The following is a 12,533-nucleotide window of genomic DNA, read 5'->3' on the forward strand; positions in this document are numbered from 1 at the left end:
GCTTTAGTTTTGGGCGGCAACGAGTCACAGGTCCGGGTCCGCAGGACGTGCTCCTGCAACAATGTATGACTTGGACCAAAAGCGGCTTAGCTCGGCGCTACGCGCCAGGTGGTCTTTCTACGAGACCCGTTATCTCCGCATCCATTGCCCACTCGCTATAATCTCAAATGGCTCACAGTTCGGACCGACTTGCATACCGCAACCGGGCCGTTTGCCGAGCGCCATTCGAGCAGACCGTGCGCCGCCGTCCAATACCTTCTTGGAATAATGCCGATAACCAAGACGGCGCTGGCCTGCCAGCGCGAAACACCTGGCGTCGTCCAGCAGACCCGAGGGGTTGACGTCGTCAGATCATCCGGCAGAAGCCTCACCGGATTGCTGGCGCTGGAGCAGGCTCCGAGGCGCCGGGAACATTTCCCGCGGCGGGGTAGGCGGGCAGCCAAGCGGGCGTAAGGGCGGGCAAAGCGGGATGGCGTTGGAGCTGCTCCAGACCCGCGCGCACCGCCGCTTCAATCTGGGGATCAGCGCCGGGGGGATCGGAAGGGGCGGTGTCGGCGGCAAAGTCGGGCGCCACACCTGCATTCTCGATGACCCAATTTCCATCACGATCGCCCAGGGCATCCTTCGGGATGAAGATACCGGTCCCATCCATGAGGTGCCATGCACCGTTGATGCCCTGCACGCCGCCCCAGGTGCGCGTCCCAACCACCGGACCAAGGCGGTACTTGCGGAAGAAGTAGGGAAACTGATCGCCGTCGGACGCCGAGAAATTATTTGCGATGACGATCATGGCCGCCGGCGGCGCGGCTGTCGGCAAGGGCGACAATGCCCGCTCCCGATTGACGAAGACGCCCTCCCTCAGGCGGCGCAGCACGTCCAGCACCGCTTGGCTCGTGAAACCGCCGCGGTTCCAGCGGTCATCGAAGATCAGACCTTGCTTGTCGAGCTGTGGGTAGAACTGGCGCACGAACTCCTTGGAGCCTTCGTCGTCGAAGTCCGACAGCGCAACGTACCCGAGCTGTCCGCCCGAGAGGTGGTCTACCAGCGCGCGGTTGTCCGTCGTCCAGGCCAAGCGACGGATGGGAAGGTCGTCATAGACGGGGTCAATTACGACGTTGCGCCGGAGCCCATCGAGTGTGTGCGCCACAGTCAGGCTCAACCGTCCCTTCAGGCCTATGAAGGCGGCGAGGGGCGGGGTTGGTGCGCGAAGTTCATGCCCGTCGACAGCGAGCAGATAATCGCCTTCCACGACACCGAGACCCGGCGCACCGAGAGGGCCCCGCAAGGCCGGCCGGCTCTGGTCGCCTGGATAGATACGCGCAATCCGATAGTGGCCCGAGACCGTATCGAGCGCGTAGTCCGCGCCCAGCAACGGCGTGCGGGGCGGTGCCTTTGGTCCGACGGCGGGGCTCGCGTCGATGAAGGTGTGGGAGCTTGCAATCTCACCCTGCATCTGTCCGAGGAGGTAGAGAAAATCCTGCTCCGAATCGATCTGCGGCCAAAGCCGGGCGTAGGCGTCATGCACCGCCTGCCAATGCGTGCCGTTCATCGCAGGATTGAAAAACACATCGCGATCAAGCCGCCAGGCATTCTGCAACATCTCGATCCAACCGCGGTGCGGATCGACTGGCACTCGGATCGCGGAGAAGTCGAGCACGACGGGAGCACCCGCATGCGGTGGCGTGCTGGCTACCATCCATTGGTCGCCGCGCCGGAAAGCCACCGTGGTTCCATCGGCCGACAAGCTGTAGCTGGAGAGCCCCTCGACCAGTTTCCGGTCGCTGAGTGTGGCCAGGTCAAGGGCGTGCAGTGCTGGCTGCAGCCCCGCCAGCTCGCCATCGATCAGCTTCGGCGGTCGCGCCTCGTAGAACAGGACGTCGCCGCGTGCCTGCAGCGTGGTGATGACCGCAGGCGTCACGGGTAGGGCGACAGCACGCGAGATCAGTCCGTCGATGTCCACCCGAACGGTGCCCGCGTTCCGTTCGGTTGACGCAGGCGTGCCTTTGCCAGGCGCTCCTCCCATTCGGCTAAGCGGGGCGATATAGACCCCGTCCGAGTTCAGCGTCGAGATGAGGCTCTCGTCGTCGCGGTCGGACACGAACGGCTGTTCATTTCTCTGTGAGACGAATGCGAGATAGCGCCCGTCCGGCGTGAAGACCGGCATCCGGTCGCTTTCCATCGGCGAGCTGACGACAAGGTCGCGCCCGCTTGCGAGTTCGTGAAGGTGTATCGCGCGAAGCCGGGTTGGACGTTGGGTGCTGTAGGCGAGCCAACAGCCGTCTGGGGAAAAGCTCGCGTCTCGGATCTCGGCATAGGGGTCGCGCGCCACCAGGCGCAGACCGCTTGCATCAAGGGGGACGAGCCAGAGCGCATGGTTGGCATCCGCCACGGCCATCATGTCTCCGACCGGCGACCAAACCGCGCTGTAGAAATAGTCCGCGTGCGAATGGGTCAGAAGGCGCGCTGCACCGCTCGCGACGGATTGCAGCACGATCTGCTGCTCACCGTCTGCGTCTGTCGTGTAGGCGATCCACTTGCCGTCCGGCGACCAGGACGGATGATCCTCGTCAACCCCGGTGGTGCGGGTCAGGTCCGATGCCGCGCCGTGAACTGGAACCTGAACGATGTCACCCCGTGCCGACACCAGCAGCGCCGCACCGTTGGGAGAAAGATCGTAGTCAAGGCCGCCGAGCGCGTCTTTCGCTCTCACCGCCTCACCCACTTCGGCCTCGCGCGAAGCGCCTGGCGCGCCGTCTTCCGGCAGGTCGGGCTTCAACTCGCTCACGCGCTCGGTGGCCGGATCGAGACGATAGAGACCGCCACCCTCCTGGAACGTGATCCCGCCGGCGCCGAGCGAAGGCCAATCCACGTCGAAATCGGTGAAATGGGTGATTTGGTGAAAGCGGCGTGTGTCGAGATCGAGAACCCAGATGTTCTGACGAAAGTCCGGTCCGCGATCGGAAATAAAATAAACTCTCCGTCCAATCTGCATCGGATCGGTGTCCGTGCCCGTCCAGTTGGTCAGTCGGGTCAAACGCCTTGAAGCGAAGGCATAGGCGTAGAGGTTCTGATGCTTGCCGCCGACGTAGCGCTTGCGCAGCTCAAAATTACGGAAATTGCGGTTCAGGACGATCGAGCGCCCGTCCGGCGAAAACGACATGAGACCCGCGCGATCGAGGCCAAGATCCTCTGGCAGACCGCCCTTGAAGGGCACGGCGAAGGCGCGGTACTGCTCCCGGTTTGATGCGCCGTGGCTCGATAGGAACACGATGCGTGCGCCATCGGGCGTCCAACCGAGCGTCAGGTTGTCGCCGTCACCACCTTTGCCGTCAAAGGTCAGCCGCCGTTCCTTGCCGCCATTGCTGGGAATGACGTAGACGTCACGCGCGCCTGCGACCCAGCGGGTGAAGGCGATGTGGCGGCCATCAGGGGATAAGCGCGGCGCAACGACGTCTCCGGGATCGTGCGTGAGCTCTCTCGCCCGTCCCCCGGTCAGCGGCGCGATCCACAGTTGTCCACGGGCGACAAAAGCCAGCCGGTCGGCGCTCGCATTTGGATAGCGCATCAGGGTGGCCCGGGCCGCTGAAGCTTCCGAGAAGGAGCACGCCATGAAGGCGTGCAGAACCATGATCGCTGTCGCTCGCGCCATGGCTCTACGCATTCTCCCGATCGTGACAGGCTGCGGAATTCCGCGGTCGATCGTCTCCTGGGGGTCAGCCAAATGCGCGAATGCCGTGCTGGCGCCGATCTCGATCAGAGTCGTCGGGTTCCGAGGTGGCGGAGCCCGACCAACTGGCCGACCGGACATCTGGTTTACCGAAATGGGTGCGGTCGGCTTTTACCGGTGATCCAATTCCCGGTTTCGAGCCCATCTGCTTCAAAGAAAGCCGACGCCCCGCGTTGCACGACTGAACTGACGCAAGTGCGCTTTACGTCGCGCTCTCACCGCTTGTCCACGGAAGCTCCGTAGATCTCCTCCGTCGCCGCGCCGAGTGCTGCGTTGAACTCGTCGTCCGACATCTGAAACCGAAGGTCCTCCAGCAGGGCGCGCGAGAAGCTACCGATCAGCCCGTGATTGCGCACGAGGTTGCCGCAGGCGGTGTGGCGGTCGTAGCCGCCCGAGAGCGCGACCACGCGGGCAACGCGCGGGTGCTCGATCAGCGGCAGGTAGAAGTCGGGCTGCTCTGGAATGGAAAGCTTGAGCATGACCTGCCGCTCCTCGGGCAAGGCGTCGAGGCCTCGCTTCAACTCGTCAAGCAGCAGGCTCTCAGCGCCTGCCTTGTCCGGGCTGTTGATCAGCACCTCGGGCTCCAAAATCGGCAGCAGGCCATGGGCCGCTATCCGCTCGCCCACCTCGAACTGCTGCCGCGCGACCGCGGCAATGCCCGCCTGGTCGGCCAGGCGGATGGTCGATCGCATTTTGGTGCCGACCACCCCAAGCCTGACCGCCCGGTCCAGCAGTGCGTTCAGGTCGGGCATCGGCCTCATGAGGTTGACGCCGTCAGCTTCGGTCTCCAAGCCCTTGTCCACCTTCACGAACGGCACCACGCCGCGCTCCTCCCACAGGTAGGAGGGCACGGGTCGCCCTTTCACCTCCCCGTCCATCGTCTGCTCGAACAGGATGGTCGCGATGACCTTGTCGCCGCTGAAGGCAGGCGCGGTGATCACCCTGGTGCGCATATTGTGCATCAGCCGGAACATCTCGGCTTGGCTGCGATACGCGCTCTCGGAGATGCCGTAGAGCTTGAGAGCACCTGGGGTGGAGCCGCCGCTTTGGTCCAGCGCGGCGATGAAGCCGGGCTGGTCCTTGACTTGGGCAATCATCTTCGCGTCGGCCATCGGTAGCTCCTCTCAAGAAACATGGTCCAAGCAGTCAATCCGGCCCCTCTGACCGAAGCGAACGGACAGAACGCCCGCTTCATAGAGCCGCGACGGCTCACGAGCGATTGGCGGATGCGCGGCCAGAGTAGACGACAGAGCGGCCCATGTGCAGACTCGGCTCCGCCGTGTTGTTCATTTTGTTATCGACCCCCGCAGCGATGTCCCTGCCGGTAATGAGGCGCGTGCCTCGCTTGTATGTCAGGTAGGCCCACAGCCAGTTCAGCACCACGGCGGCGCGGTTGCGTCCGCCCGCGAGGAGCAGGACGTGGGCGGCCCCCCAGAACCACCAGGCAGGCGCACCCCATAGACGGAGCCGCCGCAACTCCAACACGGCCGCCAATCGCCCTATCGTCGCCAGGTTGCCGTAATGCCGGTAGCGGAAGCTGTCGGACATGGCACGTCCCTCGGCCGCCGCTCGGATAGCTCGGGCGACGTAGCGGCCCTGCTGCTTGGCCGCAGGAGCGAGCCCCGGAACGGCAGCACCACCCCAGCCCTTCGAGGCGGCCGTGTCGCCGATGGCGTAGACACCGGACCAGCCTGGAACCGAGAGATCATCGTCGACGATCACCCGGCCGGCGGCATCTCCGGCCTGGCCCAGCCACGCCGCCGCGGGAGAGGCGGCGACGCCAGCCGCCCAGAAAACCGTTCTCGCCGCGAGTTGGTCGCTGTCGATTGCGACGCCGTCCTGGCTGATATGCGTGACCTTTGCGCCGGTGCGGACCTCGACACCGAGCTGGTGCAAGGCCCGCTCCGCACGCGCGGACAGCATGGCGGAGAACGCCGGCAGCACGCGCGGAGCCGACTGCACCAGGACAACCCGCGCGCTAGCGGGATTGATGGCGCGATACTCCTTGTCCAGGCCGGTCCGCGCGAACTCCGCCACCGCCCCGGCCAGCTCGACACCGGTCGGCCCGCCGCCGACCACCACGAAGGTGAGCAGGGCCTGGCGTTCGGCCGGATCGACCGCACCTTCGGCTCGCTCGAAGGCCAGCAGCATCCGCCCGCGCATCGCTGTTGCGTCGTCGATGCTCTTCAGGCCAGGTGCGTGCGCCGCCCAATGGTCCTGGCCGAAGTAACTGTGCCGGGCACCGGTCGCAAGCACCAGGTGGTCGAAGGGGATGCGGCCGTGTGTAAGCACAACCTCCCGCGCGGCGCCATCGATTCCTGTCACCTCCCCCAGGCGCACAGCGACATTGGCTTGTCCGCGCAGCACGCTGCGGATTGGGGCTGCGATGTCGGCGGGCGACAGGGCGGCCGTTGCGACTTGATACAATAGCGGCTGGAACACGGTGTGATTGCTGCGGTCGACGAGCGTAATCCGGCACGCAGCCTGCCGCAGCGCTCGGACTACGGCGATGCCGCCGAAGCCGCCCCCTACCACCACGACATGTGGCGCGACGCGATTCGCCCGATCACGCCGGCGCCAGACCAGGCGTATCCACCGGGCGAACACCGCGTCGAGCGAAGCGGGACCTGCCCCACTCGAGACCAACAGTGCCAGTAGCAGCACGACATCAAAATGCCCTGCCGTAGTACCGGAGAAAACGGCCGGTGCCAGACCGCAGAGCAGCAAGGCCGAGATCCGGGTGACCGCGCCGAAAATGAGCGCCCAGCACGGCAGCAGCAGCCACCACGGCGCCGTCACCAGCGCCCCGGTGCCAGGCACTGCCCAGATGGCAAATCCACTTCCGGCCGCAATTACGAAAGCCACGCCTAGGCGAGTTACGAGCGGCAGCGCAACACCGGCCAAGGCATCCAACCGATTGTAGAAGCGATTGCCGGTCCTCACCGCCCAAACCGGCACCCGGGCGAGTCCACGGCCCAGTAGGAAATCGAGGGACAGAGGGCCCGAGCCCCCCACCGCCAGCCAGGCGAGCAAGAGCAGCCGGGGCTTAGTCAGCATCGCGCCGGCGTCGTCCAGGCCGACGCCCAGGGCAAGCAGCAACGCCACCGGGCGGGTCAACAGGCCCGTCGCCAGCAGCAGCGGCGCCACGCCTTGCACCATGGTGACGCCCACGGGTGGCGTCTCAGCAAAGCCGCGGGCGTGCATCATGGTCATAAGCTGATGGACGAAGATCGCCTGGCTCAACCAGACCCGCGCTACCAGCAGCAGCGCGGCCTGGGCGGCGCGGCCTATCACCCCCGCCCAGCTCGGGCTGACTGCCCATGTTTCGAAAACCTCGGCAGCGCGCCTTGCCAACGTCCCGGACACCGTAGCCGTCATCTCACAAGGGCGCGGGCGTTCGGCCCGACGCGCAGGTCTGAGACCAGGCGCTTAGCCAACACATTGTCTAGATCGAGGATTTGGCCGGCGTAGGTAGCATCGAACATGCCATGCGTGCGAATCATTGCGGGTTCGGTCCGGAACCGTTCGGTCGGATCGTTGTGAGGCCTAACCGCAGGCTGGCCGTCAAACGGAAGTCCCTCCGCCTTTCGCGGCCGGTAGCTACGCTGCCGTTGACAGGGACCTAAATACAGCATGACGGTCAAGCAGCAGCCGCAGCCGAAGGTGAGTTGGCTTGGGATTTCCGGTCATGACCGAGGAATGCGTGACTGAGTTTCTCTGACGACATCGGTCTTCTCCGTTAGAACACCGCGCTGCCAAGCACTCTTCGGCCAAAACTCAAAGAGATCTAAGCGCGCGAACAATGTCGCGCCCGCGAAGGACGTAACCCGCGAGGGCACGCACCAGCGCCCGACCCCTCTCTAACACCTCTGCAGAGCAGTATCCATTGATCACGATGGTAAAATGCCCGCTTTCAAAGTTGCCGCCAGGCCCGTGCGGCATATTCTCAGATTCGAAGGGTTGAACGCGACTCTCCCGGTTAGCTATACGAGCCGGCTTGCTCCCTAGCTATCATCCGCCGAGCTTTGCCTGACGCGATCGAGTCAAGCAGGAACTTGCCTCTGGATTGCACGTTCCCGCGTTCCGCATTCGAGCAGCAACGCCCTTACCGAGAACGGGCGCTACACGCTAGTGCTCTGAACCAAAAGGAAGATTCAGTTTTCGGCTGGATTGTGCAATTCTCTGTCTATGGCACAGACCGTTATTTGCGTCGTCAGCTCCGCAGACCGCGCGCGTCTGGCCGCCGTCCTGGAAGATCGCAACCGGCCGCATAAGCATGTTCAGCGGGCCGAAATCATTCTTTTGTCGATGGAGCGGCTGACCCCGCAGGCTGTGGCTGCCGGGAGTGGTGTGAGTCTTCCGTCGGTCTGGCGTTGGCAGCGGCGTTTCGCCGAGGAAGGCGTCGATGGTCTGCTGCGTGACAAGACACGCAGGCCAAGCCGGGTGCCGCTGCCACCAGCGACCATTGCCAAAATCCTGGCGCTGCCGTGCGGCAAGTCGCCTAAGGCCGCAACCCACTGGACCGGCCGTAGAGTGGCCGAAGCCGTCGGTGTCAGCCTGAGCGCGGTCCAGCGCCTCTGGCAGGCCCATCGCCTGCAGCCGCACCGGATCAGGACTTTCAAGAAATCCAACGATCGGGCGTTCGCCGCCAAAGTGGAGGACATCGTCGGTCTCTACATGAACCCGCCCGCCCACGCCGTCGTCGTGTCGATCGACGAGAAGAGTCAGATCCAAGCCCTTGATCGGATCCAGCCCGGTCTGCCGCTGAAGCCTGGCAGATGCGGCACCATGACCCATGACGACAAGCGCCATGGCACCACCACATTGTTCGCCGCACTCAATGTTCTCGATGGCACCGTCGTCGGCCGGTGCATGCCCCGGCACACCCATCAGGAACTCATCAAGTGCCTCGGCGCCGTCGAGCACAATGTCCCAGCCGGCAAAAGCATCCACGCCATTGCCGACAACTATGCCACCCACAAACACCCCAACGTCCATGACTGGCTGGCCGATCATCCGCGCTGGGTCTTTCACTTCACGCCAACCTCCGCATCCTGGATCAACGCCGTCGAAAACTTCTTCTCCGTCGACGCGAAATCCGGCGCGGCGTCTTCACCTCCGTCGCCGATCTCCAGAACGCCATCCGCAGCCATATCCGTGAGCACGACCGCAACCCGAAGCCTTTCGTCTGGACCAAGCCAGCCGACATAGCTTCCGATTGAGTCAGAGCACTAGCTAAGTTCGATCTTCTCAGCGCGTCTTTTCGGTTCGCCCATGGCCGCGCTGAGTTCGGATCGTGCACGGACCGTCCGAGTCGCAAGCAAATACTCGTCCCTAATTACCTCGCTGGTCCCCGTCCTTGGTGCCTCCTGCATTTTGCTGCGTAGATGACCAAGGATGCATTGCTGTAAGCGCAGCGTATGCTCTGGACCGCGTCCGACCACCAGTCGGACTGCTCCCTTGACGGCATTTGCAAGAGCAACTACACGCTCAAGCCTTCTCGTCCTATCCAGGGCTAATCAATCGCGCATGCCCGGGTTCATGTTTACGTCTAAACAAAGAACATGTCATGAAGCTCCTGCGGTATCGACATAACGATGACATCAAGGTAGGAGCACTTCTTGACGACCGCGTCTTGTATCTTGGTAGTCTTGGCTTCGAGACAATGTCGGGCATCATAGAAGGCGGCGAGGCGGCGTTGGATCGCATTGCGGCTCACATTTCCTCAGCGAGGGTTGATGCTGCTGTCTCAAGCATCGCTTTGGCGGATGTCACGTTGCTCGCGCCACTGGAGCGGCCAAGTAAGTATCTGGCCATCGGCATGAACTACGGAAAGCACGTCGAGGAGTCGAACAAGCTGGGCGTTGCGCGCTCAAAGCATCAGGTTTGGTTTAATAAGCAGACCAGTTGCATCTGCGGCCCCCACGATGACATCGACCCCGGCGTGACCGAGAAGCTTGATTACGAAGTCGAACTTGGCTTTGTGATTGGCAAGCAGGCGAAGTGTATCAGCGAAAACGATGCGCGTGATTACGTGTTCGGCTACCTGGTCGCCAATGACGTCTCGGCTCGCGACTGGCAGTTCCATTCCTCGACTTTCACGATGGGGAAGTCGTTCGACACGCATGGTCCGATCGGGCCTTGGATCGTGACGGCAGATGAAATTCCGGACCCGCATGCCTTGGCTCTTCGTTGCTACGTCAATGGTGAGCTGCGCCAGGACAGCGTCACGAGCTGTATGATTGCGAATGTATGGCAGCAGATCGCATATCTGTCCTTGGCATTCACCTTGTATCCTGGCGATCTTATCGCGACCGGCACACCCGAAGGCGTGGGGATCGGCATGGATCCGCAAACCTTTCTCCGTCCAGGCGATGTAGTTCGTTGTGAAATCGACCGGATCGGCGCAATTCAGAACACCGTCGTGGCGCCCTCCCGGGAGCGGTCCTGACCTCCATTGAGCGGCATCCGAAAGCGGACGACCGACGTTATCGAAGCACTCGGGCGCGACGATCCCTTCACCAACCACTTGACGCCGACCTCGGCTCGCTCGATCAACACCGTCGAGAGCTTCTCTGCCACCCTGACCAATCACAGGCTCAGGTGGCGCGTGGTCCACTCCGCCGACGCCGTTTAGGCGTGCGCACGCGCCGTGGGATGAGCACCGTCAGCGTGAAGGTTACGTGACAGGTTGCCCTGACCGCAGTTCATCTTCCAGCGTGTCAAGATTTTCATAGAAGGCAATAAGGCTACGCTTGAGCTGTTCCACCACTTCCGGATCCAGGCTCCGCAGGCCAATCTGCTCTTGATGGATTGCAAGCGGGATTACCTGTTTCGCCAACGTCTGCCCAGCGCCGGTGAGGCTTATCGTGACTGTTCGGCCGTCGCTGCCAAGGCGCTCGCGAGACACCAGGTCGTGCCGCATCATGGTGCTGACCATGCGCGAGAGGGTCGATATTTCGATGCTGGTCATCGCGCTAAGATCACTCAGGCTCTGGTCGTGTTGATCGTGCAGAGCCACCAGGACCCGGTGCATTGAGACGGTGATGCCATAGGGCACTAGCCGGCGCGCGAACAGCTCGGCACTCCGCGTCCCGGCGCGATTCAGAAGATAGGCTACGCTGTCGGTTAGCCGATAGGTCATTGAAGCCTCAGCGATCGATCCAGACAAGAAGGAGGACTGAAACCATTGCGATTACGTATGAACAATTCACTTGCATGAGCAAATGATTTGGGCGCATGTGGTATCCAACAATCAAGAGCAAGGCTCGTCCATTGGCCGGACGGCCCATGAAGAACGACATGACAAATCTGCCTTCGCAATGGCAATCGATCTGACTGACCTGAACCAGTGCTTTGACATTGAGCGGTAAACATTGCCACCTGGTATGTGAAGATCTTGGCGTGACAGTTGCGGGCCGGCATCGCGTGATGATTGATCTTGCCTCGGACAAATTCAAGGCTCGTCGTGCCTAAGGCATACCAGATCAAGCGAGTGGATCATCAACGGCGTATCGAGGAGCCCCGACCATGAACCAGTCCATAATGGAGCCTTCCCGAATCGTTTCCGCGTCTGTGCAACGCTCGCTGCCTCCAAGGCCCTCGCCAGCGACATTGCAGAACCGGATGGCGGAACTGGTGCCAGCTTTCAGGTCGCGCGCCTTGGCGGCGGAACAGGCAGGTCGGGTTCCGGTCGAGAACCTTGTTGCTTTGCGCGAGGCTGGGCTTTACCGGATCGTGCAGCCGGCGATGTTCGGCGGTTACGAGCATGATTTCTCTGTGCTCGCCGATCTGGTGATGGAGGCCGCCAAGGGCTGTCCGTCGACAGGCTGGGTGTATGGCCTCTATGCGGCTCACCAGTGGCTGGTCGCAAGCTTCCCCGAGCAGGCGCAACACGACGTCTGGGGCGCCGATCCTGGTGCTGCGCTGTGCGGTTCGTACGCGCCGGCCGGCAAGGCGGAATTGGTGGAGAACGGCTACAAGCTCAACGGCCGTTGGCGATTCGCCAGTGGCTGCGATGGCGCACAGTGGGCAGTGTGCGCCTCCATGCTGCCGCCTGGTGCCGACGGCAAGTCTGCCGGGCCGGCATTCTTCCTCGTTCCGGCGATCGACTACATGATCGACGGCAAATGGGCGACGGCGGGTCTCGGCGCCACGGGAAGCAAGGCGCTGGTGCTGGAGGACGTGTTCGTGCCGCGGCACCGGATGCTGACATTTCGCGAGACAACTTCTGGCCAAACCCCAGGCCGGGCCTTGCACGACAATCCCGGGTTTGGCATTCCCATGCTCTGCCAAATTCCATCCTGCCTGGCCGCAACCGCGGTGGGTGCGGCCGCCGGAGCGCTGGACTGCTACCTCGATAGCACCAGCAATCGGGTGACCCGCGGCGCGGTTGCCGGCGGCGCCAACCGGATGGCCGAATTCTCCACAATTCAGTTGCGTGTGGCAGAGGCAGCCGCTTCAATTGACTGCGCCCGTGACCTGCTGATCCGCGACTTGAGCCGACGCTCCGCCGCAGCGCGGGCCGGCGAAGAGATTACCGTCGAGGACCACATCAACAGCCGTCGCGGCCAGGCTTTCTCGGTCTCCCTCGCGATCCGCGCCGTCGATGCGCTGAACGCCTCAACTGGCGGCTACGGCTTGGCCCTCATCAATCCCGTCCAGCGTGCCTGGCGCGACGCCAATGCGGTAGGTCGGCACATCAGCCTCAACTGGGACTCGGTCGGCACCATGGTCGGGCAAATGGCGCTGGGGCTCGAACCCAAAGGCCAATATTAAGGCAGCACAGCCATATTCCTTCGAGGAA

Annotated in this window: 7 protein-coding genes and 1 pseudogene; 4 read left to right on the top strand and 4 right to left on the bottom strand. The window is 63.0% G+C overall.

Features of this window, described 5'->3' with window-relative positions:
- Positions 1 to 367: 367 nt before the first annotated feature.
- The 3 genes from ACQY4K_RS05815 to ACQY4K_RS05825 form a co-directional block, all read right to left on the bottom strand.
- Positions 368 to 3,628 carry a S41 family peptidase gene (locus ACQY4K_RS05815; RefSeq protein WP_428394242.1) on the bottom strand — a complete coding sequence of 1,087 codons (3,261 nt, stop codon included), beginning with the start codon at positions 3,626 to 3,628 and terminating at the stop codon, positions 368 to 370.
- A 314-nt stretch (positions 3,629 to 3,942) separates the two neighbouring features.
- Positions 3,943 to 4,839, bottom strand: coding sequence for a fructose bisphosphate aldolase (locus ACQY4K_RS05820; RefSeq protein WP_428394244.1), 897 nt, complete (start codon positions 4,837 to 4,839; stop codon positions 3,943 to 3,945).
- A 97-nt stretch (positions 4,840 to 4,936) separates the two neighbouring features.
- On the bottom strand, positions 4,937 to 7,093 hold the full coding sequence (locus ACQY4K_RS05825; protein ID WP_428394246.1) for an NAD(P)/FAD-dependent oxidoreductase: 2,157 nt from the start codon (positions 7,091 to 7,093) through the stop codon (positions 4,937 to 4,939).
- Between the two features lie 822 nt (positions 7,094 to 7,915).
- On the opposite strand from ACQY4K_RS05825, the pseudogene ACQY4K_RS05830 reads away from it, so the two are divergent.
- The 3 genes and pseudogenes from ACQY4K_RS05830 (at position 7,916) to ACQY4K_RS05840 (ending at position 10,364) form a co-directional block, all read left to right on the top strand.
- A pseudogene (locus ACQY4K_RS05830) lies at positions 7,916 to 8,949 on the top strand (IS630 family transposase).
- 347 nt (positions 8,950 to 9,296) lie between these two features.
- A complete protein-coding gene (locus ACQY4K_RS05835) occupies positions 9,297 to 10,178 on the top strand; it encodes a fumarylacetoacetate hydrolase family protein (RefSeq protein WP_428394247.1) in 882 nt (293 codons plus the stop codon).
- 6 nt (positions 10,179 to 10,184) lie between these two features.
- The gene (locus ACQY4K_RS05840; RefSeq protein ID WP_428394249.1) at positions 10,185 to 10,364 is read left to right on the top strand and encodes a hypothetical protein; all 180 of its coding nucleotides are present in this window, start codon (positions 10,185 to 10,187) and stop codon (positions 10,362 to 10,364) included.
- Between the two features lie 42 nt (positions 10,365 to 10,406).
- Here ACQY4K_RS05840 and ACQY4K_RS05845 read toward each other — a convergent pair whose 3' ends face one another.
- Positions 10,407 to 10,871, bottom strand: coding sequence for a MarR family winged helix-turn-helix transcriptional regulator (locus ACQY4K_RS05845; protein ID WP_428394251.1), 465 nt, complete (start codon positions 10,869 to 10,871; stop codon positions 10,407 to 10,409).
- Between the two features lie 482 nt (positions 10,872 to 11,353).
- On the opposite strand from ACQY4K_RS05845, the gene ACQY4K_RS05850 reads away from it, so the two are divergent.
- Positions 11,354 to 12,505 (top strand): flavin-dependent monooxygenase, encoded by a 1,152-nt coding sequence (locus ACQY4K_RS05850; RefSeq protein WP_428394252.1) that lies wholly within the window; start codon positions 11,354 to 11,356, stop codon positions 12,503 to 12,505.
- The last annotated feature ends 28 nt before the right edge of the window (positions 12,506 to 12,533 follow it).

This window comes from Lichenicoccus sp., assembly GCF_965276875.1.
Taxonomy (GTDB): Bacteria; Pseudomonadota; Alphaproteobacteria; order Acetobacterales; family Acetobacteraceae; genus Lichenicoccus.

Bases quoted from the DNA above. Each gene is read 5' to 3' on its own strand.
- ACQY4K_RS05815 (WP_428394242.1), bottom strand. From the start codon at position 3,628: ATGGTTCTGCACGCCTTCATGGCGTGCTCCTTCTCGGAAGCTTCAGCG.
- ACQY4K_RS05820 (WP_428394244.1), bottom strand. From the start codon at position 4,839: ATGGCCGACGCGAAGATGATTGCCCAAGTCAAGGACCAGCCCGGCTTC.
- ACQY4K_RS05835 (WP_428394247.1), top strand. From the start codon at position 9,297: ATGAAGCTCCTGCGGTATCGACATAACGATGACATCAAGGTAGGAGCA.
- ACQY4K_RS05845 (WP_428394251.1), bottom strand. From the start codon at position 10,871: ATGACCTATCGGCTAACCGACAGCGTAGCCTATCTTCTGAATCGCGCC.
- ACQY4K_RS05850 (WP_428394252.1), top strand. From the start codon at position 11,354: ATGGCGGAACTGGTGCCAGCTTTCAGGTCGCGCGCCTTGGCGGCGGAA.